The sequence below is a fragment of the uncultured Agrobacterium sp. genome, assembly GCF_913777885.1.
GTDB lineage: Bacteria > Pseudomonadota > Alphaproteobacteria > Rhizobiales > Rhizobiaceae > Agrobacterium.
Genome location: NZ_CAJYTV010000003.1, coordinates 474,166 through 500,778, shown reverse-complemented (window position 1 = coordinate 500,778; position 26,613 = coordinate 474,166). Strand labels below are relative to the sequence as shown.

18 protein-coding genes are annotated in these 26,613 nt (G+C 58.8%); 7 read left to right on the top strand and 11 right to left on the bottom strand.

Annotation, left to right across the window (positions count from 1 at the left end):
• Positions 1 to 3: 3 nt before the first annotated feature.
• From QZ869_RS03355 to QZ869_RS03340, 4 genes are all read right to left on the bottom strand, one after another.
• Positions 4 to 1,008 (bottom strand): DUF930 domain-containing protein, encoded by a 1,005-nt coding sequence (locus tag QZ869_RS03355; protein ID WP_296102462.1) that lies wholly within the window; start codon positions 1,006 to 1,008, stop codon positions 4 to 6.
• 159 nt (positions 1,009 to 1,167) lie between these two features.
• Positions 1,168 to 3,222: an RNA polymerase sigma factor RpoD gene (gene rpoD / locus QZ869_RS03350; RefSeq protein WP_296016278.1), complete on the bottom strand. Its 2,055-nt coding sequence runs from the start codon at positions 3,220 to 3,222 to the stop codon at positions 1,168 to 1,170.
• Between the two features lie 440 nt (positions 3,223 to 3,662).
• On the bottom strand, positions 3,663 to 5,648 hold the full coding sequence (gene dnaG / locus QZ869_RS03345; protein WP_296041581.1) for a DNA primase: 1,986 nt from the start codon (positions 5,646 to 5,648) through the stop codon (positions 3,663 to 3,665).
• Between the two features lie 502 nt (positions 5,649 to 6,150).
• Positions 6,151 to 6,603: a GatB/YqeY domain-containing protein gene (locus QZ869_RS03340; protein ID WP_296016272.1), complete on the bottom strand. Its 453-nt coding sequence runs from the start codon at positions 6,601 to 6,603 to the stop codon at positions 6,151 to 6,153.
• Positions 6,604 to 6,930: 327 nt separating this feature from the next.
• Here QZ869_RS03340 and carA point away from each other — a divergent pair, with 327 nt between their 5' ends.
• Positions 6,931 to 8,136: a glutamine-hydrolyzing carbamoyl-phosphate synthase small subunit gene (gene carA / locus QZ869_RS03335; protein ID WP_296077342.1), complete on the top strand. Its 1,206-nt coding sequence runs from the start codon at positions 6,931 to 6,933 to the stop codon at positions 8,134 to 8,136.
• 38 nt (positions 8,137 to 8,174) lie between these two features.
• Here carA and QZ869_RS03330 read toward each other — a convergent pair whose 3' ends face one another.
• A complete protein-coding gene (locus tag QZ869_RS03330) occupies positions 8,175 to 9,575 on the bottom strand; it encodes an MATE family efflux transporter (RefSeq protein WP_296041587.1) in 1,401 nt (466 codons plus the stop codon).
• A gap of 193 nt (positions 9,576 to 9,768) precedes the next feature.
• Here QZ869_RS03330 and QZ869_RS03325 point away from each other — a divergent pair, with 193 nt between their 5' ends.
• Complete coding sequence (locus QZ869_RS03325) at positions 9,769 to 10,248, top strand: DUF2938 domain-containing protein (protein ID WP_296016266.1); 480 nt, start codon at positions 9,769 to 9,771, stop codon at positions 10,246 to 10,248.
• A 249-nt stretch (positions 10,249 to 10,497) separates the two neighbouring features.
• Here QZ869_RS03325 and QZ869_RS03320 read toward each other — a convergent pair whose 3' ends face one another.
• Positions 10,498 to 11,433, bottom strand: a complete 936-nt coding sequence (locus tag QZ869_RS03320; RefSeq protein WP_296102461.1) for a LysR family transcriptional regulator — start codon at positions 11,431 to 11,433, stop codon at positions 10,498 to 10,500.
• Positions 11,434 to 11,554: 121 nt separating this feature from the next.
• Between QZ869_RS03320 and QZ869_RS03315 the strand changes: the two genes are divergently transcribed.
• Positions 11,555 to 13,138, top strand: a complete 1,584-nt coding sequence (locus tag QZ869_RS03315) for a proton-conducting transporter membrane subunit (RefSeq protein WP_296102460.1) — start codon at positions 11,555 to 11,557, stop codon at positions 13,136 to 13,138.
• Between the two features lie 3 nt (positions 13,139 to 13,141).
• Positions 13,142 to 15,556, top strand: coding sequence for a YbcC family protein (locus QZ869_RS03310; protein ID WP_296102459.1), 2,415 nt, complete (start codon positions 13,142 to 13,144; stop codon positions 15,554 to 15,556).
• A gap of 72 nt (positions 15,557 to 15,628) precedes the next feature.
• Here the strand turns inward: QZ869_RS03310 and QZ869_RS03305 are convergent, their stop codons facing one another.
• A complete protein-coding gene (locus QZ869_RS03305; RefSeq protein ID WP_296102458.1) occupies positions 15,629 to 16,531 on the bottom strand; it encodes a neutral zinc metallopeptidase in 903 nt (300 codons plus the stop codon).
• A gap of 74 nt (positions 16,532 to 16,605) precedes the next feature.
• Positions 16,606 to 17,274 (bottom strand): glutathione S-transferase, encoded by a 669-nt coding sequence (locus QZ869_RS03300; protein ID WP_296102457.1) that lies wholly within the window; start codon positions 17,272 to 17,274, stop codon positions 16,606 to 16,608.
• Between the two features lie 259 nt (positions 17,275 to 17,533).
• Here QZ869_RS03300 and carB point away from each other — a divergent pair, with 259 nt between their 5' ends.
• Positions 17,534 to 21,019, top strand: a complete 3,486-nt coding sequence (carB, locus tag QZ869_RS03295; RefSeq protein WP_296102456.1) for a carbamoyl-phosphate synthase large subunit — start codon at positions 17,534 to 17,536, stop codon at positions 21,017 to 21,019.
• A gap of 77 nt (positions 21,020 to 21,096) precedes the next feature.
• On the opposite strand, the gene QZ869_RS03290 is transcribed toward carB, so the two are convergent.
• From QZ869_RS03290 to QZ869_RS03280, 3 genes are all read right to left on the bottom strand, one after another.
• On the bottom strand, positions 21,097 to 21,882 hold the full coding sequence (locus tag QZ869_RS03290) for a YfdX family protein (protein ID WP_296102455.1): 786 nt from the start codon (positions 21,880 to 21,882) through the stop codon (positions 21,097 to 21,099).
• A gap of 199 nt (positions 21,883 to 22,081) precedes the next feature.
• Positions 22,082 to 23,533 (bottom strand): UdgX family uracil-DNA binding protein, encoded by a 1,452-nt coding sequence (locus tag QZ869_RS03285; protein WP_296102454.1) that lies wholly within the window; start codon positions 23,531 to 23,533, stop codon positions 22,082 to 22,084.
• Positions 23,533 to 24,765, bottom strand: coding sequence for a putative DNA modification/repair radical SAM protein (locus QZ869_RS03280; protein WP_113266855.1), 1,233 nt, complete (start codon positions 24,763 to 24,765; stop codon positions 23,533 to 23,535). The genes QZ869_RS03285 and QZ869_RS03280 overlap by 1 nt, the downstream gene beginning before the upstream one ends.
• Positions 24,766 to 24,986: 221 nt before the next feature.
• Between QZ869_RS03280 and greA the strand changes: the two genes are divergently transcribed.
• Both greA and QZ869_RS03270 read left to right on the top strand, forming a co-directional pair.
• Positions 24,987 to 25,463, top strand: coding sequence for a transcription elongation factor GreA (greA, locus tag QZ869_RS03275; protein ID WP_296085695.1), 477 nt, complete (start codon positions 24,987 to 24,989; stop codon positions 25,461 to 25,463).
• Between the two features lie 31 nt (positions 25,464 to 25,494).
• Positions 25,495 to 26,544 (top strand): glycosyltransferase family 4 protein, encoded by a 1,050-nt coding sequence (locus QZ869_RS03270; RefSeq protein WP_296102452.1) that lies wholly within the window; start codon positions 25,495 to 25,497, stop codon positions 26,542 to 26,544.
• The last annotated feature ends 69 nt before the right edge of the window (positions 26,545 to 26,613 follow it).

Here is a 26,613-nt window from a genome sequence, read left to right as displayed (position 1 = left end):
CGGTCAGCCGCCTGGAAGCTTCAACCGCTTGACGTCATCGGAGGTGAGCGGATCGCCGATGAGAAAACGAAAATCGGTCACGATATATTTGTCGATATCGACGACGCACCGGTAGTAGACCGATATCCACTGAGCGCCAGTGTAAAAGGCGCCCTTCGCGTCCATGACATTGCCCGAAATCGGGTAATTCTTCAGTGTGTGAGGTTGTAGTCCGACATAAGGTCCGCGGCTGCGTCCGATCTGAGCCATCGTCTCCGCTACACACAATTGCTCGACACGCTTCTGCGGAGGTAACTTGCCCATGATCTGGCGAAGCATGGGACGCGGACGTTTACCGCTCGCCAGTATTTTCTTCACAGGTTTCAGTTGCGGGTTCCCCTCACCGGAGGTCGGCGCTTGCGCTTGTCCAGACTTTCGATCTTCTGTCTCTGGTCTCGGCAGCGGTATAGCGGTGGCCACTTGATCCTGAGCGCTCGGCTTATCAGAGGCTAGTATCTCACCGACGGCAGCATTGGCTGGCATCCCTGTGACATCCAGCTTCTCCGGCATCTGAGAGGATTGAGAATTCTCCTGACTGTTTTCGATGTTGGACTGCGCGTTTTCAGCGCCTGCGTCGACCGCTTCTGTCGGCTGAGGCTTTTCCTGCCCACCCTCATCCGTCTGCTCGCCTGGCTCATCGCGCGCATCGAGCTGCGTTTTGTCCGGACGAATCGCAACGCTTGGAAGGCTCGAAGCCCTCGGACTTTCCTGCGGCGGAGTCGGCGGCTCGGGTTTCTTCGCCTCTTCCGCCTTCTTCGTTTCTTCCGCTTTCTTCTCTTCTGGAGGCGGCTTCTCTTTAGGAGGCTCTACCAGTTCCACGCTCACGCTCTCAGGTTCAGAAGAGGTCGAAATCTGATAGTTGCCATAACGGTAGAGCGTCACGAGGAGCAAACCATGCATCAGCACGGAGGCCAGGACGACCCACATCACTTGCTGCATGTTCTGTTTCGAGCGTCTTTCCATAGGCATCAGTTCTCAAGCGGCCAAAGCAGGGTTCGCGCGAAGGGTTGGGGCGATATTGACCCCAAGGATTTTCTTGGCAGTTCCGGCATGAAAACCGAAAACCTCACGAAAGCAAAAAACCCGGCCATCGTCTGACCGGGTTTTGAAATTTTGGCAGCAGGCCGATCAACTGTCGAGGAACGAGCGCAGCTTGCGCGAACGGCTCGGGTGCTTCAGCTTGCGCAGCGCCTTGGCTTCGATCTGACGGATACGTTCGCGCGTTACCGAGAACTGCTGGCCAACTTCTTCCAGCGTGTGGTCAGTGTTCATGCCGATACCGAAGCGCATGCGCAGCACGCGCTCTTCGCGTGGCGTCAGCGATGCCAGAACGCGGGTCGTCGTTTCGCGCAGGTTCGCCTGAATGGCAGCGTCGATCGGCAGAAGTGCGTTCTTGTCCTCGATGAAGTCGCCGAGATGGGAATCTTCTTCGTCACCCACGGGCGTTTCAAGCGAAATCGGCTCCTTGGCGATCTTCAGAACCTTGCGGACCTTTTCGAGCGGCATCGCCAGCTTTTCAGCCAGCTCTTCCGGGGTCGGTTCGCGACCGATCTCGTGCAGCATCTGGCGCGATGTACGAACGATCTTGTTGATCGTTTCGATCATATGCACTGGAATACGGATCGTGCGCGCCTGGTCGGCAATCGAGCGGGTGATCGCCTGACGAATCCACCACGTCGCATAGGTCGAGAACTTGTAGCCGCGACGATACTCGAACTTGTCTACCGCCTTCATCAGGCCGATATTGCCTTCCTGAATGAGATCGAGGAACTGCAAACCGCGGTTGGTGTACTTCTTGGCAATCGAGATCACCAGACGAAGGTTGGCTTCCACCATTTCCTTCTTGGCGATACGTGCTTCGCGCTCACCCTTCTGCACCATCGAAACGATGCGGCGGAATTCGGCGATCGAAATACCGGTTTCCTGTGCCAGATTCTGAATTTCCTGGCGGATATCGCGGATCGTGTTGTTCTCTTCGCGCGCAAATTCCTTCCAGCCCTTGGCTGCAAGGTTGGCAATGGACTTCATCCAGTTCGGATCGAGTTCCGCGCCGTGATACTGCTCCAGGAAGCTGTCGCGCTTCACGCCGTAGGATTCGGCAAGACGCAACAGACGGCCTTCGTTCTGCATCAGACGCTTGGAAATGTCGTAGAGCTGCTCGACAAGGCTGTCGATGCGGTTCTGATTCAGCGACAGCGACTTCACCGCCGTGATCAGTTGATCCTTCAGCTCCTTGTAGCGACGCTCCTGACCGGTGGACAACGTACCCGTGCAGGCAAGACGCGCCTCGACCTGCTGATCCTGAAGCTTGCGCAGCTTCTTGTAGGTATCGGCAATCGTGTCGAGCGTTTCCATGACCTGCGGACGCAGTTCCGCTTCCATAGCGGCAAGAGACAGGTTCGACTCGTCGTCGTCCTCTTCTTCCTCTTCCGGCGGCAAGCCTTCGCCGCCGACATTGGTCACGTCGTCGTCACCGCCCGGGTTACGCGCGCGGCGGGTCTTTTCCTTTTCTTCGGCAGCCTTGCGGTCAGCCTCGATCTTTTCCGGGCTCTGGAACTGCGGCGCGGCCTTGGCCTCAGGACCGGAATAGGTAGTTTCAAGATCGATGATCTCGCGCAGCAGCGTCGTGCCTTCGTTGAGTTCGTCGCGCCAGATGATCAGCGCCTGGAACGTCAAAGGGCTCTCGCACAGGCCCGAGATCATGGTCTCGCGGCCGGCCTCGATGCGCTTGGCAATGGCAATTTCGCCTTCGCGCGACAGAAGCTCGACCGAGCCCATTTCGCGCAGATACATGCGCACCGGGTCGTCGGTACGGTCTGTCGGCTCTTTCTTCTTGGCGGTCGCAACGGCCGTGCCGCTGGAAGGCGCAAGTTCGCCACCTTCGGACTCGTCACTGTCGGAATCGTCGCCGTCGGCCTCGGGGGAAGCTTCCTCGGCGTCCTCGTCTTCCACAACGTTGATGCCCATCTCGCTGAGCATCGCCATGATGTCTTCGATGCGATCGGGATCGACCTGATCGGACGGCAGAACTTCGTTCAGCTCATCCATGGTGACGTAGCCGCGCTTCTTGGCGGCTTTGATCATTTTCTTGACCGCGTCATCCGAAAGATCGAGAAGCGGCCCATCCGTCGCGCCATCGCGTTCGTTTTCAGCTTCTTCGTTTTCTTTGACTTTGGTTGCCATCTATCTCGTCGCTTTCCCTGACGCTACTATCCGCCTCGGGCCAACGCCCTCCACCTCATAAAGGTTTCCGGCAGCAGCCCCGAATCACGTCAAACACCTAACGGAATGATCTTTAATTGCCGATTAAACGCGGCACATGCCGGTGGAACCTCAAGACATTGCATCCGGAAATACATGCTCATGCAGTTTCGATCCGCCAAGGTCCATTCCACCTTACTTTTCCTGAAATGGTGATTCCCGCTATTTCCCGTTACGTCAAGCCTTTCCGGCCAGACCTAGGGTTAAAAACCGAAAAAGCCGTCATAGCGGCAACATTTTGCGGGCCTTCACCAACGTATCCCCTATTTAGGGCAATAATCTCAAAAGGCAAGCCTGAGCACGTCGAAACAGAAAAACCATGCCGAGCAAAACGTTGCAGAATTTCCAGATGAAGACCGGCGTCATCCATGACCATAGGCAGGCCCCTTAACCCTGCCCGACATCACGCCGAACCCATCGATGATCGCTTCCTGATTCTCCATGCGCCCGATCTCGAGCTGCACTTCGGAAAGCGCCCGCATCAAAAGACCGACGCGCTCTCCATCCCCCGCCTCCGTTGCCTCGGCGATCTCTCGCTCCAGATCGATCTTCTGCCAACGCAATGCCTTGGTACGTTTGTGCAGCGATAGCGCCTGAATATAGCCTTCTCGCGCATCCTCGGGCGCTGCCTGCTCAGTCGCTGTCCAGAGCCTTGCATTCCGCACCTGCTGGTTCATCGCCTTCACCAGTGCCCCGAACCCTTGAGCGTCCATCCGCTCCATCAGCCCGTCGCGAGACAGGTCTGCGGCGTTTTCTGCCGCATAGGTCAAGACCTGAGACCACAGCCGCTGAAGATCGCGGTTTTCATAATCGATGGCGGCAATCTCGTCATACTCCTCAAGCAGCAATTGCGGGTGATTGACTATGGTCAGCGCCAGCACACTTTCACGAAGGGCGGGCGTTGCGAGATAGCCCTTGACGAGACCGGACTGACTGAGCCGATCGGAAATCCCCCCACTATTACCGGATGAGGCGTTCCCCTGACCGCGTTGTCCATTTCTCCCATGAGCGGGAGCCCCGCGCCCGAAATTGCGGTTCGGCATCGTGTTGCCGCCGCGTTGAAACTGCGGCTGGAAGAATGCATTCAGCCGGTCACGCATATCCTGCTGATAGAAACGGCGCACACTTTCGTCGCCGATGACCGAAACGATCTGGCGAAGACGGTTTTCCAGTTCGGCGCGTTTTTCCGGCGTATCGAAAGCGGTGGACGCGGTTTCACGGCTCCAGATCATCGAGGCCATTGGCTTTGCTTCTGAAAGCACGCGGTCGAAAGGCGCCCTGCCCTCATGGCGCACCAGATCGTCCGGATCCTTGCCGTCGGGCAGCAGCGCGAAACTTACTGAACGACCGGGTTTGATATGCGGCAGCGCAAGATCGGCGGCACGGTTTGCAGCGCGAATACCCGCCCCGTCGCCATCGAAGCACAGAATCGGCTGCGACGACATTTTCCAGAGAAGTTCGAGCTGGTTTTCCGTCAACGCCGTTCCGAGCGGCGCAACCGCGTTCTCGACACCCGCCTGGTAGAGCGCAATCACATCCATGTAGCCTTCGACGGCAATGACAGTACCGGCAGACTGCGTCGCTCGGCGCGCGCGGGCGAAATTGTAGAGGACGCTGCCCTTATGGAAGAGTTCGGTCTCGTTGGAGTTGAGATATTTCGCCAGCGCATCGGAGGCCATGGCGCGGCCACCGAAAGCGATGACCTTTTCACGGGCAGACAGGATCGGGAACATGATGCGGTCGCGGAAACGGTCGTAGGAAACCGGCACATTCTCATGCACGACAAGGCCGCAGGCCTCCATCTGCTCCTTCGTAATGCCCTTGGCCGCAAGATGCTCTTTCAGCGCATTGCGACTATCAGGCGCATAGCCCAGCCGGAAGGTCTCAATGGTGCGCCCCGTCAGCCCGCGATCGCGCAGATAGGCGCGCGCTCTCGCGCCAACTGCCGTCTGCAACTGGTCCTGAAAAAACAGGGTCGCCATCTCCATGACGTCCTGAAGCGAGGCGCGCTCGCGCTCGCGTCGTTCGGCCTGAACGTCCGGCTGCGGCATGGCGACACCCGCCATGTCGGCGATTTGCTGCACAGCCTCGGGAAAAGCCATACCATCGAGGTCGGTCAGGAAGCGAAAGTGATCTCCCGACACCCCGCAGCCGAAGCAATGGTAGCGTCCTTTGCGATCTTCGCAGTGAAAGCTCGGGCTCTTCTCGCCATGAAAGGGGCAGCAGGCCCAAAAGTCGCCTTTCGACGCGTTGCTCTTCTTCCGGTCCCACGTCACGCGTTTGCCGATGACATCGGAGATGTTCACCCGGTCGCGTATCTCGTCGAGGAAGGAGTTTGAAAAGCGCATTGTACCTGAAATCTCTGTCGGCCATCCGCCGATCTTCTATATAAGCCCGTAAGCAGTGAAATACCAAGCCTGCCGCACCCTCATGCCCGTTATTCACAGTCTACGGCAACAGAATCGGCCCGAAAATCGGATGCTGTTTTCAGAACGCACGATGCGTAGTTTCAAAAAGGCAAAGCGTCCTTTTTGCGTTCGATGGGACGCATAGCGCTCTGCGACGCAGATCACCGCCTCTATCGAAACTTCGGGCAAAATTGCGGCAGAAAACGTCGGCTACAAATTACCTATTTGTAATTTGAAGAACCAGAAGCCGCGTGGCACTCTCTGATCATCGACATGAGGTCGAGTGTTGAGAGTAAATTCGGAAGGCCAGGGCAACATCCCCCCACCGCTTGCCCTATAAGAGAACGCCCGTCCGCAGGCGTACCTTCCGGTAAAAGAAAGGCAGGGCACCCACATATGCCCTGCCTTTCTTAATTTTTACACTCCGGCAAAGCTCGAAGGATTACTTCAGCAGTTCCTTGATCTGCGCGGATGCCTTGGCGAAATCGATACGGCCGGGATAGCGCTCCTTCAGAACCGCCATGACCTTGCCCATGTCGCGCAGGCCGGATGCCTCCGTCTCGGCAATCACGCCTTCGATGATGCCGCGAACCTCGGCCTCGGGAATTTCTTCCGGCATGAAGGACTTGATGATGGCGATCTCGTCGCGTTCTTGCTTGGCAAGTTCCTCACGTCCGGCCTTTTCGTAGATGGCGGAAGACTCCTCGCGCTGCTTGATCATCTTAGCGAGAATCTGCAGGATTTCCTCGTCCGACACCGGCTCCTTGCCGACGCCGCGATTGGCGATATCGCGATCCTTGATGGCCGTCTGCACCAGACGGATCGTCGAAAGGCGAAGGGCATCCTTGGCCTTCATGGCTTCTTTCAGGGCGCTTGCGAATGTATCGCGGATCATCTCTGTTTCTCCTTGGAAGAGCCGGGCCGGAAGATATTTCCAGCGCAGACCTTTCCTTAACAATTGTGCCGGTGACATAAACGAGCAGGCGCCAATCGGCAAACTGTTTGCTCAAGTGTTTGAGCAGGCTCGCTTTTAATTCCTGCGGATTCACCGGCCTCGCGGTTGACCGCACGGACCGCTTCCGTTATTTTCCGGCACCTGCACGAGAATTTAACGAAGGTTACGACGCGAAGGCTTTCGCGCGTCCTTACTCCGCGAGAAAACATGACCGCTTTCGTCCTGCCTTTCAAGAGGCGGGCCGGACCGGCAGAAACGGAAAACGAGATGACCGAGACAGCTCCCTGGACAACACGCAAACCGACCGCCATGCTCGTTCTTGCAGATGGCACCGTGATCGAGGGAACCGGTATCGGCGCAACAGGCAAGGTTCAGGCGGAAGTCTGCTTCAACACCGCACTGACGGGCTATGAGGAAATCCTCACCGACCCGTCCTATCTCGGCCAGATCGTCACCTTCACCTTCCCGCATATTGGCAATATCGGCACCAACGACGAAGACATCGAAGACCTGACGCCGGCAGCACGCCACGGCGCGGTCGGCGTCATCTTCAAGGCCGACATCACCGATCCGTCGAACTACCGCGCCGCCAAGCATCTCGACGCCTGGCTGAAGAGCCGCGGCATCATCGGTCTCTGCGGCATCGACACCCGTGCGCTGACCGCATGGATCCGTGAGAACGGCGCACCGAACGCTGTCGTCGCCCACGACCCGAACGGTGTCTTCGACATCGAAGCGCTGAAGGATGAAGCCAAGGCCTGGAGCGGTCTCGTCGGTCTCGACCTCGCTATCGAAGCGACGTCAGGCCAGTCCTCCGTCTGGAACGAAACGCCATGGGTCTGGGGCGAAGGTTACGGCACGCTCGGTGAGCAAGACGCCAAATACCATGTCGTCTGCGTCGACTTCGGCGTGAAGCGCAATATCCTGCGCCTCTTCGCCGGTCTGGATTGCAAGGTCACCGTCGTTCCGGCTCAGACCTCTGCTGAAGACATCATGGCACTGAAGCCGGATGGCGTCTTCCTCTCCAACGGCCCGGGAGATCCTGCGGCAACCGGCGCTTACGCCGTTCCGGTGATCCAGAACCTGATCAAGACCGAGCTGCCGATCTTCGGCATCTGCCTTGGCCACCAGATGCTCGGCCTTGCCGTTGGTGCCAAGACCGAGAAGATGCACCAGGGCCACCACGGCGCAAACCACCCGGTCAAGGACTTCACCACCGGCAAGGTGGAAATCGTTTCGATGAACCACGGCTTTGCAGTGGACGCGAAGTCGCTGCCGGAAGGCGTTGAAGAGACTCACACTTCGCTTTTCGACGGCACCAATTGCGGCCTGCGCATCACCGGCAAGCCGGTCTTCTCGGTGCAGCATCACCCGGAGGCGTCTCCTGGCCCGCAGGACAGCCACTACCTCTTCCGCCGTTTCGTCAATTTGCTGCGTGAGAAGAAGGGCGAACCGGCCCTCGCAGAGCGCTGATAAGATTCAAAGATCAGTTGAACTTATAACCGGCCCGCTTAACCGCGGGCCGTTTGCATTTCACGCTTCACCAGCCGGTAGAAACGTGTGGTCAGCATGATCGCTGCTGCCGTCAGGCCGACGACAAATCCGGACCAGACCCCCACGCCACCGAAGCCGAGCGGGAACGCCATGGTCCAGGCAAGCGCAAAACCGATCGGCCAGTAGGAAATCAACGCCAGTATAGCCGGAATACGTGCATCCTTCAGGCCGCGTAGCAGACCCGCCGCCACTGCCTGGATGCCATCTACCAGCTGGAACAACCCCGCCATGATGATGAGCGAGCTCGCGTAAGCGAGAACCTGAGGCGCCTCCGGCAGATGTGCGTCAAGGAACAGACCGCCCAGCTTGCCGGGAATGGCTGCGAAGAGAATGCCACCGCTCAGCGCAATGACACAGGCAACGACGTAGATCGTAATCGCAGCGCGAATGAGGTTCGGGTAATCGCCGCGACCATGCGCGACACCAATCCGTACCGTCGCCGCCTGCGACAGTCCAAGCGGGATCATGAACGCAATCGATGCCAATTGCAGAGCGATGCCATGCGCCGCAAGCTCGATGGTGCCGATCTGACCCATGAGAATGGACGCCGCGGAAAACAGCATGGTTTCGGCCAATATGGTGATGCTGATCGGCAGACCGAGACGTAGCACCTCGCCAAGCGCATTCCAGTCTGGTTTCCAGAAACGGACGAACAGCTCGTATTGCCTGGTTTCGTCCCGCGTCTGGACGTAGAAGACAATGAAGATGAGGCTGAACGTATTGACGATGACGGCCACGATAGCAGCGCCATTCATACCCATGGCGGGCAATCCGAAGTGGCCGAGTACCAGAGCATAGGCAAGCACGCCGTTGAGCAACAGCATGGCAATGGTGGCGTAGAGAATGACGCTGGCACGACCGATCGCGCTGACGAGTCCGCGCATCACGTAAAACAACAACGCCGGAAGCAGGCCAAACTTGGAAATGGCGAGATAGTCGCCCGTCAGCTTTGCCACATTCGGGTTTTGCCCGAGTGCCAGCAGAATGCGCTCCGCATTGTAGAAGATGCCAAGCGCCAGGAACCAGTAGGCTATCGCCACCCACATGCCCATGCGCAGCGCTCGCCGCGCCGATGTCGCATCCCCCTGCCCGTAAGCATTGGCGACCATGGGAACGACGGCAACCGAGAAGCCCGTACCGAAGATGAAGACCACAAAGAAGAACTGGCCAGCCAGCACCATGGCGGCAAGCTTCTCCGCACCAAGCTGACCAACGATGATCATATCGGTGGTATGAATGCCAAGTTGCGCAAGTTGCGCCCCGATCAGCGGAATGCCCAATGCAAGCGTGGCACGGAAATGCGCCGCCCATGAACTGCCGCCCTGCGACACGTTCCCGACAACTTCCGACGAAGACATGATCTCACCCTCAAACTGAAACCGCTTCCAGAGGATGCTGGAAGCGGTCGCTCCAATGCATAAAAGACTTGGCTGACCTGCGCAAGAAAAAGGCGCCCTGTCTAAAAATGAAGCCTTTCTGCCTGCACCTGCCCTTGCCTCACACCCAGGCGCAAGACATGTTTTCGCAATCGAGATTCGGGAGGGAAGACGAATGGGGGAAATTCTCTGGCGCGGCGTAGCGATGGGGATTGGCGGCACGGTTTTCATGGACATCTGGGCAATCGTCCTCCATCGTGCCTTCGGCCAACCCGCCGCGAACTGGGGACCCGTCGGTCGCTGGTTCTGGCACCTTCCGAAAGGCACAGTCTTCCACGACAGCATTGCGACCGCTGAGCCGCACGCCAATGAGGTGGCAATTGGCTGGATCGCTCATTATGCGGTCGGCATCCTCTACGGCGTTCTGCTTGCGCTCATTGTGCCGCCGGGCTGGTTTGCAGCGCCGACCTTCCTACTGCCCTTCATCGTCGGGATCGTCACCGTTGCCGCAGGCTGGTTCTTGCTTCAACCCGGCCTCGGCATCGGCTGGGCCGCTTCGAAGACTCCCAACCCCAACAAGGTGCGCGCACTGAACCTTGTCGCCCACACGATTTTCGCTCTCGGAATGTTCGTCACCGCACTGGCGATAGCATGAAGCGCCGTCGTCCTATCGGCACACACCGAACTCTCCGGTTTTTGCATCGACGCCAGATGCTGTGGCAATCATGATGCGCAATAGAAGCGCTCCTGTCTCGATCACGAGGACCTCGCTTGTCACGTAAGACGAAGTCTGTGTTCGCCGTCATCGGGCTATCTGTGCTGGCTGCCTTGGTGCTGACCCTCGAGCTATTCAGCTCCATCAACAGACATATCGATGTCTGTGACGACCCGACCTCTGGCCGTTTCATTCATGACGAGATCTTGCGAGACCAGACGTGCCAGGATTGAGAGCCTCGGTCCGGTCATCTTCAACGCCTTGAAGAAGGGGCTTTAACAGCGGATTGGGAAACCGACGCTTGATGGTGACGGCGTAAAAGGATTCGACCATGCCCGGCAGCGCATCGAACTCGATGAGCGTTCCGGCTTCCAGTTCCCCCTTGACCACGATGGGAGGCAGAACGGCAAGCCCTGCTCCTTCACGCGCCAAAAGACGCATCATGGCCATGTCATCTACCTCGGCGGCAATCTGAGGGATGAGACCCAGACGCGAAATCAAGGCCTCGAATTGGGAGCGAACGCCGCTCTCGAGCGTCGGCAGGATCACCGGATGTTCGGCCAGCAGATCAGCGAGGGTTGCTCCCGCCTTGCCCAAAGACGGTCTGCCAACGAGACTGACCCGTTGCTGATAGATGTGTTGCGCGATGAAGGACGTAACGGAATCGGCCATCGGCGGCTGATTCAAGAGAACGATATCGAGGTTCAGCGTTTCCAGCGCGCGCAGAAGCTCGCTCGTACTGCCCGAACGGAGAATCATGTCGACATCCGAGCGCCCCATGATCGGGCGCAGGAACTCGATCTGGAAGTTGCGCGACAGCGTGGCGAGTGCGCCAATACGAATGGCACGGCGGCTTCGCCCCGTTTCCTTCAGCGTTTCGATCAGTTCTTCACCAGCGGCAAAGATCGTATCGGCACGGTCGAGCGCGATGCGGCCCGCTTCGGTCAAGTAAAGCTGCCGCCCGCGCCGCTCGAACAGCGCGTGGCCCAACCGCTCCTCCAACTGCTTGATCTGGATGGACAATGCAGACTGCGACAGGTTCAACCGTTCGGCCGTGCGCGTCAGATTGCCGTCATGAGCGACAGCGCGAAAATAGCGAAGATGATGATAATTGAGATCAGACATCGTTCTATTTTATAGAACGTTATTGCGGAAACAATGAATTTTTCCACCTTTCAGGTTCCTGCTACTCCGTTCCCCACACATCCCTGCTCCTCCCAAGCAGCCCACAGAACGGAGAACTTTCGTGATCTACGCTCTACCGCTCCTCGCTCCGCTTTTTCTCGCCTACGCCTCGTATCGTGCTTTCAAGGCACCTGGTCTTCGGCCCCGTGCAGCGATCCGCGTCGCTGAACTTGCCGCCCTGGCGTCCATTGTCATTGCGCTCCTTTCAGGCCTTGTCCTCACGTTCCAGGGACCGGGCACCGGCCCGGCGATCGGCTACGGCTACATCGCGCTCGCCTCAAGACTTGACCTTGTCAGCCTCACCATGCTCCTCCTCGTTTCCTTCATCGGATGGATCGTGCTGCGCTACGCAGGGACGTTTCTTGACGGCGAAGCCCGGCAAGGACCGTTCACTGGCTGGATGACGGCTACACTTGCGGCGGTTCTGCTGCTTGTTCAAGCCGGTACATTACTACAGCTCGTCATCGGCTGGTGCGCGTCAAGTCTTCTGCTTCATCAGTTGCTGGTCTTCTACCCCGAGCGGGTTGCGGCCACACGCGCAGCCCGCAAGAAGTTCTTCGTCTCACGGCTGGGCGATGTCGCCCTGATGTTCGCTGTGATTCTGCTGGCCATCGCATTCAAGACCGGTGACATCGCCACCGTTTTGATCAAAGCCCAGCAGGGACAGGGTATGCCGCTGACGATTGCCGCTGCAGCACTTCTGGCTGTTGCTGCCCTTTTGAAATCTGCGCAATTTCCAACCCATGGTTGGCTGACGGAAGTCATGGAAACGCCAACGCCGGTTTCTGCGCTCTTGCATGCGGGCGTCGTGAATGCCGGCGGCTTTCTCCTCATTCGCTTCGCCGATATCATGCTCCAGGCGCCAATCGTGCTTGCGGTTCTGGTGATGGTCGGCGGCTTCACCGCAATTTTCGGCAGCGTGGTCATGCTTACTCAGTCCGCGGTCAAGACGTCGCTTGCCTGGTCGACGGTCGCGCAAATGGGATTCATGATCCTGCAATGCGGCCTGGCGCTCTTCCCCATCGCGCTTCTGCACATCGTGGCGCATTCGCTCTACAAGGCGCATTCTTTCCTCTCCTCAGGTTCGGCCATAGAAACCGTAGCTTCCATCCGTCGCCCTGGCCCGATCACCATCCCCAACGCCAAGGCGGTCACCCGCGCCTTCCTTCTAGCTCTCGCGATCTATGCTGTGATTGGCCTCCTCTTCGGTTTCGGCGACAAACCGCCACAGTCACTTGCTCTCGGTGCGATCCTCATCTTCGGCGTCGCCTACCTCATCGCCCAGGGTCTTGCCGATGCCGCACCTTGGGCGCTGACCTGGCGGACGTCCCTCTACGCCGTCCTGGCCGCCACCGCCTACTTCGCCCTGCAGAAAATTGCGGAAGGGCTGATGCACGGCACGCTCCCGCCTCCGCCCCAGCCTGGTCCATTGGAATGGACGCTGATGCTGCTGGCCGTCGTTACCTTCGGCCTTGTGGCGGTCGCCCAGTCGCTCTTTCCCCTCTGGGCCTATCATCCGGCGGCGGCAGGTCTGCGCGTACATCTCGCAAATGGGCTTTACGTCAACGCACTCTTCGATCGCCTGCTTGGCGGCTGGAGACTTCCCGCATCTGCCTCTGCAACCTCGGCTTCCGTGAAGGAGTGACTCATGACCGGCACCATCACAATCGACACACTGCACGGCGACACTCTCGCGAAGGCCGCAGCCGATGCCGTTACAGCCATACCACCGGCCTGGCCTCTGACGGCGACCGTTGCCGTCAACCCCTTCCTCGGCCAGGTGGACGATAGCTTCGACCAGACCGCGGCGCTGCTGGCCCGCATCGGCGGCGTGCGCCTTTCGCTCCCTCGCAAGCACTTTGCCGATAAACTCGCCAGAGGCGACATGACCGACGAGGACCTCCTCGCAGTGCTCAAGACAAGCTCTATCGCGAAGGACATCGACCTGGATGATATCAAGGCCGCCTTGCTCAGTGATGCACCTTCCGTTGCCGCGCTTCCAACAGTGGCCGATCTGGCTGGACGGACAAGCGGCAAGGACTGGTCGGGCATCGTTTCGGATCGGATCGGCACTTTTGCAGCTGGCTTTTTCGATCAAGGCCAGGCGCTGTGGGCAGCGTCGCGTCGCAACGGGCTTTACGCCGCCTGGCGGGCCTTTGCCACGCACGATCTGACGCCGGAAATTCTAGGCCTGAAGGACTTCGGCACCCATGTGGCCGATACGCCGGAAACGCCCCACGCGGCAATCGAGCGGGCAGCGGTTTCGCTCGGCCTTGGCGCAGAGCCGGGAACCTATTTCCATCAACTGCTGCTCACTCTTGGCGGCTGGGCGCAATTTGCCCGCCACATGCAGTTCAAGGCGCAGATCGATGGTGGTGAGGACACGACTGCGCTCGAACTCCTTGCAATCCGGCTGATTTTCGAAGAAGCGCTTTACCTGCGGCATAAGACAAACATCGAAAGCGAATGGCGCAATGTTCGCAAGGCTCATGTCGAACCGGTCACGACCGGTCGCGACACGTTGATTGACAGCATCCTCCAAGCTGCTGCCGAACGGGCGGCAGAGCGCAAGCTCGCCGCTGTGCTTGCTACCCCTTGCGAGATCAAGGACGTAGACCAGCGCCCCATTCTCCAGGCAGCTTTCTGCATCGATGTACGTTCCGAAGTGTTGCGGCGCTCGCTCGAAACGATGGACGCCAGAATTCGCACGCTCGGCTTTGCCGGTTTCTTCGGTCTCGGCACAAGTCACCACGCTTTCGCGTCAGATACCGCCGAACACAGGCTTCCGGTCCTGCTCAAACCCTCGGTGTTCAGTTGCAGCGCCGTCGATGACGACAAGGGTGCAGATCAGAAAGCCCGCTTCGGTGCCCGTGGCATTCGCGCCTGGGGCAGGTTCAAGATTGCCGCCGTTTCCTCCTTCTCCTTTGTCGAGGCGATGGGTCCAGTCTATGCCGGCAAGCTATTGCGCGACGGCCTGCGTTTGACCAAGGGCAACGCGCCGGACAAGGTCAAGCCTCGTTGCTCGCCGGATATCGATCTGGAAACGAGAGCTGCCATAGCCGAAAAGGTGCTGAAAGCCATGTCACTGACAGAAGGCTTCGCTCGCTTCGTGCTGATCTGCGGCCACGGCGCCAATATTGTCAACAATCCCTATGCCAGCGCACTCCATTGCGGCGCCTGCGGCGGTCATGCAGGTGATGTCAATGCGCGGCTGCTGGCAGACCTGATCAACGACAGGGCCGTGCGCGACGCGCTGTCAGAAAAGGGTATCCACATTCCGGCCGATACCGTCTTCATCGCCGGTCTGCACGATACTACCACCGACGGCGTGACGCTGTTCGAAGCCGATCTGGACAGCGACATCGCGCACAAGGACCTCGCGCAAATCCGCAAGTGGCTGACCGATGCAGGCCGTCTGACCAGAGCGGAGCGGGCAGAGCGTCTTCCACGGGCAACGGGCAAGAACCTGACTGCCCGCGCGCGCGACTGGTCCGAAACCCGGCCTGAACTCGGCCTTGCCGGGTGCCGCGCCTTCATCGCAGCTCCCCGGTCACGCACAGCCGGCCGGTCTCTGGAGGGCCAGGCATTCCTGCACGATTATGTCTGGCAGAAGGACGAGGACTTCAAGATCCTCGAACTTATCCTGACCGCCCCCGTGGTCGTCGCAAGCTGGATCAGCCTGCAATATTTCGGCTCTGCGGTCGCACCATCCTTGTTCGGCGCAGGCAACAAGCTGCTGCACAATGTCGTCGGCGGCATCGGCGTTGTCGAAGGCAATGGCGGCAACTTGCGCGCCGGCCTTCCTTGGCAGTCTGTCCATGATGGCGAAAACCTCGTCCATGAGCCGCTGCGCCTGGCTGTTGCCGTCGAAGCTCCAAAGCACGCCATTACCGACATCCTTCACAGGCATCCACAGGTCCAGGCGCTTTTCGACAACGGTTGGCTCTCACTCGTCGTGATGGACGATAAGGGACAGCTTACCTGGCGCTACAAAACCGGTGGAAGCTGGGAGAGTGTGGGTAATAGGGAGAGTGAAGCTTCATCTCAGAAGCTGGCAAGCTGACGAGAGGACTCCGCCCGCGCCGCTATCATCCTCGCCCTTGAGGCGAGGATGACTAGAAGAGCATCAAGGCCCTCAAATATCAGCCGAAAACGTATCGCAGTCCTCGACCCGTCCGCTGTCAAAGCCACGGCGGAACCATTCCACGCGCTGCGCCGACGTGCCATGGTTGAAGCTATCGGGAACCACATAGCCCTGCGTTTTCTTCTGCAGCGTGTCGTCACCGATCTGGTGGGCGGCATTCAGCGCCTCTTCCAGATCGCCAGCCTCGAGAATACCCTTCTGCTGGGTGGACTTGCCCCAGATGCCGGCATAGCAATCGGCCTGCAATTCCACCTTCACTGAAAGCGCGTTGGCCTGGCTCTCGCTCATGGACTGGCGACGCTGGTTGAATTCCGGAAGCACGCCGGTGAGGTTCTGGACGTGGTGCCCCACCTCATGCGCTATTACATAGGCTTGGGCAAAGTCGCCCGAAGCACCGAAGCGCTGCGAAAGCTCGCGGAAGAAGTCTGTGTCAAGATAGACCTTGCGATCCACCGGGCAATAGAACGGACCGGATGCGGATGTTGCGTTACCGCACGCGGAGCGCACCTGGCCTGAGAACAGCACGAGCGTCGGCTTTTGATAAGTCTCGCCGGAAGCCTGGAAGATCTTGCCCCAGGTATCTTCGGTCTCTGCCAGAATGGTTCGGACAAAGGCTGTGGTTTCGTCGCTGGACTGGCCTTGCGGGCGCGTACCCGTCTGCTGCTGTTGCTGGCTACCGCTATCCGAATACATGTCGCCGCCCGACAACAACGTCAGCGGATTGATACCGAGTGCCCAGCTGATCAACAGGATGACGACGAGACCGCCAATCCCGACACCACCGCCCCGACCTCCGGTCGGCAAGCGGAAACCACCGCCACCGCCCATGCCGCCGGTGGACATGCCGCGTCTATCTTCGATGTTGTCCGACTGGCGGCGCCCTCTCCACTGCATGGCAATCTCCCCTTCAATATGCTTGCGCTAAACGCTAATTGCCGCAAAGCGTTCCCGCAAGAGGAGTGCCGGTGTCAGCTACGGGAGTAGATGTAGGCCCCACCCTTAGCGAGAGCGCGTTGATAGGCGGGGCGTGCGCGGATGGCGTCAAGTAAGCGTCTGATCGCCTTCGTTTCACCCACGCCGTCCGCACGGCTCATGGCTGCCTCGACCGGAAAGCTCATGGCAATGTCGGCGCCGGTCAACATCTCCCCGGCAAAATAACCTTGCCTTGAAAGCTCCGCCTCCCAGTAGGCCACATGGTCGATAAGTTGCGGATCGATGAGCTTTCCAGAGACTCCCTTGGAAATAAATCCCGCCACGGGGCGTAGGAAAAACGGCATCTGGCTTGGCAGGCGTGAGAAGAGAAGCTTGAGCAGGAGCAGCGGCATTGCCGAGCCTTCGGCATAATGCAGCCAGTAAAGATAGCGACGGTAATCATCCGTGCCCTTCTCCGGCCGGAACCTGCCCTCGCCATAGGTGTCGAGGAGATACTCGATAATCGCGCCGCTTTCCGCAAAGACCTTGCCACCATCTTCGATCACGGGTGACTTGCCCAGCGGATGCACCTGCTTCAGGCTCTTCGGCGCGCGCATGTCCGATCCGCGCTTGTAGGTCTTCACCTCATAAGGCAACTCAAGTTCTTCCAGCAGCCAGAGAATGCGGTGTGCGCGCGAGTTTTCCAGGTAATGAACGATGATCATGTTTATCCTGCATCCGGTTGGAAGCGATGATTGAAGCGGTTGATAAGGCTTACGGATGATGGTGCGCGAAGGATCACCCGGCATGCTCCTTTTACGACAGGCGAACTTTCCTGTCGTAAAGCGAAGATTCGGGGTTCCGTTCGCCAAAACATTTGCCTATAAGCCGCTTCTAGCCTGAAAAGATTTGGAATTGCGCGCCCCGGCCGGTGAACCCTCACCATGGCCGTTTTTTGCGCAACACGAAAGCGGAACGAGAGCCATGCCAAAGCGCCAAGATATCAAATCCATCCTCATCATTGGCGCGGGACCGATCGTCATCGGTCAGGCATGCGAATTCGACTATTCCGGCACCCAGGCCTGTAAGGCGCTGAAGGAGGAAGGTTACCGGGTCATCCTGGTCAACTCCAACCCCGCCACCATCATGACGGACCCCGGCCTTGCGGACGCGACTTACGTCGAACCGATCACACCTGAAGTGGTTGCCAAAATTATCGCCAAGGAGCGCCCCGATGCGCTGCTGCCCACAATGGGCGGCCAGACGGCGCTAAACACCGCGCTGTCCCTGAAGCGTATGGGCGTGCTGGACCGCTACAATGTCGAGATGATCGGCGCCAAGCCAGAAGCGATCGACAAGGCCGAAGACCGCGCCCTCTTCCGTGAAGCTATGGCGAAGATCGGTCTCGAAACCCCGCGCTCGATGCTGGCCAACGCCACCGAGATCAAGGATGCCGACCGCAAGAAGCACGAAGCAGCCCGCGCAGAACTGAAGGGCAAGCTGTCCGGTGCCGAACTCGATAAGGCCCTCGACGAGCTGGAAAACCAGTGGAACCTCGGAGAGACCGACCGCAAGCAGCGCTACATGGCGCATGCCATGGCAATCGCTGCCCAAGCGATCGACCATGTCGGTCTCCCGGCCATCATTCGCCCGTCCTTTACGCTCGGCGGTACTGGCGGCGGCATTGCCTATAATCGTTCTGAGTTCTTCGATATCGTCTCCGGCGGTCTCGACGCCTCCCCAACCACCGAAGTTCTGGTCGAAGAGTCTGTTCTCGGCTGGAAGGAATATGAAATGGAAGTCGTCCGCGACAAGGCGGACAACTGCATCATTATCTGCTCCATCGAAAACATCGACCCGATGGGCGTCCACACCGGTGACTCCATCACCGTTGCACCGGCGCTGACGCTGACGGACAAAGAATACCAGATCATGCGCAACGCCTCGATTGCGGTTCTGCGCGAGATCGGCGTCGAAACCGGCGGCTCGAACGTGCAGTTCGCCGTCAACCCGAAGGATGGCCGCCTCGTCGTGATCGAGATGAACCCGCGCGTTTCGCGCTCCTCCGCGCTCGCCTCCAAGGCAACCGGCTTCCCCATAGCCAAGGTCGCGGCCAAGCTTGCCATCGGCTACACGCTGGACGAGCTGGACAACGACATCACCGGCGGTGCAACGCCTGCGTCCTTCGAACCGTCTATCGACTATGTCGTGACGAAAATCCCGCGCTTCGCCTTTGAAAAATTCCCAGGCGCTTCGCCGATCCTCACCACCGCGATGAAGTCCGTCGGTGAAGTCATGGCAATTGGCCGTACATTTGCCGAATCGCTGCAGAAGGCTTTGCGCGGCATGGAAACCGGCCTCACCGGTCTCGATGAGATCGAAATCCCCGGTTACGAGGAAGGCGAAGGCTCCAAGAACGCCATCCGCGCTGCCATCGGCACGCCGACGCCGGATCGCCTGCGAATGGTGGCCCAGGCGCTGCGCATGGGCATGTCCGAAGCCGAAGTGCACGAGAACTCCAAGATCGACCCGTGGTTCATCGCCCAGTTCAAGGCGATCGTCGATATGGAAGCGCGTGTGCGCGAACACGGCCTGCCGACCGATGCCGAAAACCTGCGCATGCTGAAGGCCATGGGCTTCTCCGATGCCCGCCTCGCGTCGCTGACCGGCAAGCGCCCGAAAGAAGTGGCCGAGCTGCGCAACAGCCTGAATGTGCGTCCGGTCTTCAAGCGCATCGATACCTGCGCTGCCGAGTTCGCCTCTCCGACCGCCTACATGTACTCCACCTATGAGATACCTTTCGTCGGCGCACTGCGCTCCGAAGCGCAGGTGTCCGACCGCAAGAAGGTCGTCATCCTCGGCGGTGGCCCGAACCGTATCGGCCAGGGCATCGAGTTCGATTATTGCTGCTGCCATGCCGCCTTTGCGCTGAAGGATGCGGGCTTCGAAGCCATCATGATCAACTGCAACCCGGAAACGGTATCGACCGACTACGACACCTCCGACCGCCTCTACTTCGAGCCGCTGACGGCCGAAGACGTGATCGAGATTATGCGCGCCGAACAGGAAAAGGGTGAGCTCGTCGGCGTCATCGTACAGTTCGGTGGCCAGACCCCGCTGAAGCTTGCCGAAGCGCTAGAAAAGAACGGTATCCCGATCCTCGGCACCGCACCGGACATGATCGACCTTGCCGAAGACCGCGACCGCTTCCAGAAGCTCTTGATGAAGCTCGATCTGGCCCAGCCGAACAACGGCATCGCCTACTCGGTCGAACAGGCACGCCTCGTCGCGTCCGAAATCGGCTTCCCGCTGGTGGTCCGTCCGTCCTACGTTCTGGGTGGCCGCGCCATGCAGATCATCCATTCGGAAGGCCAGTTGCAGACATACCTGCTCGACACCGTTCCAGGCCTCGTGCCGGAAGACATCAAGCAGCGCTACCCGAACGACAAGACCGGTCAGATCAACACGCTGCTCGGCAAGAACCCCCTGCTTTTCGACAGCTACCTGACGAACGCCGTTGAAGTGGACGTGGATGCGCTGTGCGACGGCGAAAGCGTCTTCGTCTCCGGCATCATGGAGCATATCGAAGAAGCTGGCATTCACTCGGGCGACTCCGCCTGCTCGCTGCCTGCCCGTTCGCTGTCTGCCGAAACGCTGGACGAACTGGAACGCCAGACGGCAGCCCTTGCCAAGGCGCTGAAGGTCGGCGGTCTGATGAACGTGCAATACGCCATCAAGGACGGCACCATTTACGTTCTGGAAGTCAACCCGCGCGCGTCGCGCACCGTGCCCTTCGTCGCCAAGACCATCGGCGCGCCGATTGCCAAGATCGCAGCCCGCGTCATGGCGGGTGAAAAGCTCGATGCGGCGATCGCCGCCTACGGCGAGAAGCCCGATCCACGCAACCTGAAGCACATCGCCGTCAAGGAAGCCGTCTTCCCCTTCGCCCGCTTCCCCGGCGTCGACATTCTGCTCGGACCGGAAATGCGCTCCACCGGCGAAGTCATCGGTCTCGACACCGATTTCGCGCTGGCCTTTGCCAAGTCGCAGTTGGGCGCTGGCGTTGATCTCCCCCGCTCCGGCACGGTGTTCGTCTCGGTTCGCGATCAGGACAAGGACGGCGTTCTGCCCGCCATCCGCATTCTAGTGGAAGCAGGCTTCAAGGTCCTGGCAACCGGCGGTACGCAGCGCTTCCTGGCCGAACAGGGCATCGCAGCTGAAAAGATCAACAAAGTGCAGGAAGGTCGTCCGCATATCGAAGACGGCATCCGCAACCGTCAGGTCCAATTGGTGATCAACACCACCGACAGCAACAAGGCGATCTCCGACTCCAAGTCGCTACGCCGCGCAACGCTGATGCAGAAAGTGCCCTATTACACCACGATGGCCGGTGCGGAAGCTGCAGCCCTTGCCATCAAGGCGCTGAAGGCCGGCAACCTCGAAGTGAAGCCGCTGCAAAGCTACTTCTGAGAAACGACATAGCGTTCCAAAACAAAGGCCTCCCCCAAACGGGGAGGCCATTTTCGTTGCAGTATGTGGAAGGGCGATTAGCCCTTTGGAGCAGCAGTCTTGTCCGTCGATGGGGTTACTGCTGCGGCATTGGCAGGCTTTTCTGCCTTTGCCTTGTAAGGCTGACCATAGATATCGACGATGTTGAGCATCGCGTTATCCGTTACGTCCTTCAGCACCGCATTGGCCTCATAGAACTTGCCCTGGTTGATGAGGTCGGCAGCCTTGCCAACATCGGTGACCGTCTGGTCGAGCGGTAGGGCGGCGGTGATGAACTCGACATCGACATCCGCGACAGCGAGCTTTTCAAGCGCACCCTGACGATTGGAGGTCTTCAGGCTCTTATTGGCTTCGGTGATAGCTGCGACCTTTTCAGGCGTCGCCTTGAAGTCTTCACCGAGCGTCAACTGCGAGTCGACTGGCAGCCATTGGATGGGGGTTGCAGATGCGGGCTTCGCATCCGCATTCGCATCACCGGCGACGGGTGCCTTGGTCGGTTTCGTGAGATCCGCTTCAGCCTTCATGAAGACTGCTTCGTCCTTGGAGGCCTTCTGCAGTTCGTCCTTCGCCTTGTTGATGAAGGTCTTGGCCTCATCCGGCTTCGCGTTGAAGATTGCCAGGCGTGTTGCCTGAATGTCGGCCAAGGCCTGTGCGCCGTCCTGGGAGAGGCGTCCAACATCCTTGTCGATGGCCTTATTCGGAACAACAGCGCCCTTGGTTTCCGTCTGCGCTGCAGTTGTCGATGCAGCTTCGGCAGTGTAAGCAATTCCGCCTAGCATAGTACCGGCAACAAGAATAACAGCAAGATTATTACGAATAGACATGATACAAATCCTTTTATAACTTCCACATACAACATCCTAACCACCGTTGGATGTTGATGCTGATTAAACTCCCAAAAACGGAGATAGTCGCATTACAATTACTTCATGAACGGCTTTTAATGTTTAAAAACAGCGCATTTTCGAAAAGGACGAACTGCTCTACTGCGGCAGCAAGAACCCAACGCGGGTACGCTTCACCTCACGCTTCGGACAATCGCCGCACGGCGCGCAGGTCTTCGACGAAGAGCGCCCTCTCCTGCGACTGACGTCCCGGGTCGGGAATTCTAAGCAGGTAGGATGGATGCACGGTGGCAAAGAGGATGCGTGAATTCTCCATGGGGATGGGCCGGCTGCGAACGCTCGAAAGCGTCTCTTTCATCCCCGTCAAAGCATAAACCGCCGTCGCCCCCATGGCGACGATCAGCTTAGGCTGGACGAGATCGATCTCCCGCGTCAACCACCAACGGCAACGCTCAACCTCACCGGCATTGGGTCTTTGGTGAATGCGTTTCTTGCCCCGCGCCTCATATTTGAAATGCTTGACCGCGTTGGTCACATAGAGCGATTGACGCTCGATCCCCGTTTCCCCCAAGGCCTGATCGAACACCCTGCCCGCTGGACCGATAAAGGGTCGCGCGGCCAAATCCTCATGATCTCCCGGCTGCTCACCAACGACCATCACCTGCGCCTTCTCAGGCCCCTCGCCGAAGACGGTTTGCGTCGCGGCACAATGCAGCGGGCACATCTGACAGCTTTGTGCTTCACGCTTCACGCCAGCGAGCGTATTTGCATCCGGTAGCACTTCCTGTGGCTTAGCTGCGGCCGCCGCCTGGATGCGATAGTGAAACATCTGCGGCTCGGTCGCAGCCTTGGCCGCCATGCCAAGCACGCGCGCCTCCGCGCCGATGACAAGTTCCGGGATGAGATCGGCCTCTGGCAGGTTCTTCCAATACTTCTTCGGCATTTCCGCCGTCATGGCTTTGATCTTCAACCGCGCCGGATTGAAGATATTGGCATAGTAGGTGCGCCATAACTCGTCCGTCTCGTCGGAAATATCCGGTCGTTCGGCTGGCTCGCGCGACGTCTCAAGCAACTGACCATTCCACCGCGCAGACCCTTTCGGAGTTGCGATCAGCCAATCCATGTCGTTGAAGCGACGCTGGAAGAACGGCGCCTTTCGCTCGACAATGAAATGATCCGGCTCGAACCACGCAATGAAGCAGCGACGTGCTTGCGCGCCCTCGCCCGGCACTTCCTTGAAACGGACGAAGGCGGTCATCTTGTGGCTGTCGCGACGGACGGATTTCTCCATTTGACGGGCCGCTTGAACATCGGGATCGGCCTTGATCTGCAACAGCGCCCGGTCCTGCTGCAGCCGCCACAGGAGACGATACAGCAAAGAAAAGCGCGCCGGATCGCTGTGGCAGATGATGGCTTCCGCCAATGGCAGGAAGGCCGATGGAACCGTGATCTGCGCTGGCGTCTTCGCTACCGGTAGTGACGCCTGCTGCTCGAAATCAAGACGCGTGCCGCGGTCGCTCTTCAGGCGCCAATCCACATCGCTCGGTGCCACACTCGCCGTAAGAAGCGAACGCGCGGCGTCGCGCCATTCGCCAAAATTGCCCCTGCCCTCCAGTTCGACCGTATACATCACAGCAGCGACAACTGTTCCGGTGGCGGTGTGAACATGGCACGCAGGTCGGGTCGCTCGGTCAACTTGCCCGGCGTCCAGCCATCAGCGACGACAAACGCCTTCACCTTTTTCAGCGATACGCCGAAGCGCGCCAGATCTTCCAAGCGCAGCCTCCGAAAGCGACGGGAGGACAGGATCGAGTTTACCGTCTTCACGCCGAAACCAGGCACGCGCAGCAGCATCTCTCTCTCACCCGAATTGACATCGACAGGAAACTTCTGGCGGTTGCCGAGTGCCCAGGCGAGCTTGGGATCGATATCGAGGTCGAGCATACCGTTCTGCTGCGTCGAGGTAATCTCGCCGATGTCGAAGCCGTAGAACCGGTAAAGCCAATCGGCTTGATAGAGCCTGTGCTCGCGCATCAACGGCGGCTTGATGAGCGGCAGGTTCTTAGACGAATCAGGAATGGGGCTGAAGGCGGAGTAATAGACGCGCCGCAGGCCATAGCTGCCGTAAAGCCGCGCGCTGGTCGAGAGAATCGTGCCGTCGTCGGCGCCGTCAGCACCGACAATCATCTGCGTGCTCTGCCCCGCCGGCGCAAAGGTCTTGACCCGCTTCGTCTTCAGGGTCGGCTCGCCCGACTCCTCGATCTTCAAACGGATATCCGCCATGGAGCGACGAATATTGCCGGGCTGCTTTTCCGGCGCAAACTTGCCTATCCCGCTATCGGTCGGGAGTTCGATATTGATCGAGAGACGATCGGCATAAAGCCCCGCTTCTTCGATCAGATGCGGCGACGCTTCAGGGATGGACTTCAGGTGGATATAACCCCGGAAGCCATGGGTGACGCGCAACTCCTTTGCTACGCGCACCAGTTCCTCCATCGTGTGGTCGGAAGAGCGAATGATGCCGGAAGAAAGGAACAGACCTTCGATATAATTTCGCCGGTAAAATTCCAGCGTCAGCCACACGACCTCTTCCACGGTAAAGCGTGCGCGTTCGACATTGCTCGACGAACGGTTGATGCAATAAGCGCAATCATAGATGCAGAAATTGGTCAGAAGAATCTTTAAAAGCGAGATACAACGACCATCCGGCGCATAGGCATGGCAGATGCCCGAACCCTCCGTCGACCCCAGCCCGCCGCTTTGCGCCGAGTTGCGTTTCGAGGTCCCGCTGGACGCGCAAGAGGCGTCATACTTCGCTGCATCGGAGAGAACTGCAAGCCGCTCTTTGATTGACTTCTTCATAAAATGTTCTCTATATGTTCCAGTGACGAAAGTCAAATCACAAGCGGAGCACCTTGAAAATGCTTGTTTTTTACGGGCCTTTTAATTTGCTGGCATTTCAGGATGCTCTTCTGATATAGTCCGGCAAATTGTGATTTTGACATGGTTCCGAAGTTTTGCTCCGGAACCTGTTTCTTTTTGTGTCTGCGACGACCGCGGTGCGAATGTGAAGGAATAAAAAGATGGTAGAAAAAGTACCGATGACCCAGGGCGGTTACGTCAAGTTGCAGGAAGAACTTCGCTGGCGTCAGCAAGAAGAGCGCCCGCGCATCATCGAGGCGATCGCCGAAGCCCGCGCCCATGGCGACCTGTCGGAAAATGCCGAGTATCACGCCGCCAAGGAAGCGCAGAGCCACAATGAAGGCCGCATCTCCGAGCTGGAAGATCTGACCGCGCGCGCCGAGATCATCGATCTCTCCAAGATGTCCGGTTCCAAGATCAAGTTTGGCGCCACCGTCAAGCTCGTCGATGAAGACACCGACGAAGAAAAGACCTACCAGATCGTTGGCGATCAGGAAGCCGACGTGAAAGAAGGCCGGATTTCGATTTCCTCCCCCATTGCCCGCGCCCTGATCGGCAAGGAAGTGGGCGACAGCATTGAAGTGAATGCGCCTGGCGGCTCGCGCGGCTATGAGATCCTGTCCGTCAACTGGAACTGAAATCCCCGCTCCTGTTGCGAGACTTCAAGACTTGCCCCATGTCGATCTGAAAGATGTCTGCGTCCTTGCGCCGAACTTCAAGCGCAGGCTCTCGGGCGTGACATCCACGATCATTCAGCTCGTGCCGGTGCAAAACCGGCTCGGGCAGAAGATCGCCGTCATCGGCCCCGGCTTGCCCGAAAGCCTGCCATATGTGCGTTTCCGCGATCTGTGGCGGCTCTGGCAAAACGGTCCGGCAGGCAGAGCGCGCGTCTGGCATGCGCGCCGCAATATCGAAATGCTGCCGGCCATCATCATGCGCGACATTCTACGCATGAAGCTGAAGATCGTCTTCACCTCCGCCTCGCAGCGCAAGCACACCGGCTGGACCAAGTTCCTGATTTCTAGAATGGATGGCGTTATCGCCACCAACAGCCAGACGGCAACCTATCTGGAAGTGCCGAGCATCGTGATCATGCACGGCATCGACACCGATCGGTTCTCCCCGCCCGCTGATAAAGCCGAGGCCAAGACCGCTCGCGGTCTCGACCCTCAACGCAAATATGCCGGATGCTTTGGCCGGGTGCGTCACCAAAAGGGTACCGACCTGTTCGTCGACACGATGATCCGCGTTCTGCCAGACCATCCCGAATGGTCGGCCATCGTTGCAGGACGCGCGACAGGTCCGCATATAGAATTCGAAACTGGCCTGAAGGGAAAAGTGCGCGCCGCTGGCCTCTCCGACCGAATCCTCTTCGTGGGAGAGCATACCAACATCAACGAATGGTACCGCGCGCTTGACCTCTTCATCGCCCCCCAGCGCTGGGAGGGATTTGGCCTCACCCCTCTGGAAGCCATGTCGACGGGTGTGCCTGTGATCGCCACGGATGTCGGCGCCTTTCCGGAATTGGTGCGCGAAGGCGAAACCGGCATCGTCATTGACCGCGATAATCTTGATGCAATGGTTGAAGCGACCTCTGGCTTCTTAAGCGATCTAGAGATGATGCAGCGAAGAAGTGCGGCTGCGCGCCGGACGACAGTGGAAAGTTTCGCGCTTGAAGGTGAAGCTCGGTCTCTCGGCGCGATCTATACGCACGTTTAGACAGCCGAGTATCGCTTCTCCGATTGCAATACTGGACCGCGCTGTCGTGGCGTAAGCTGAGCCAGCGCG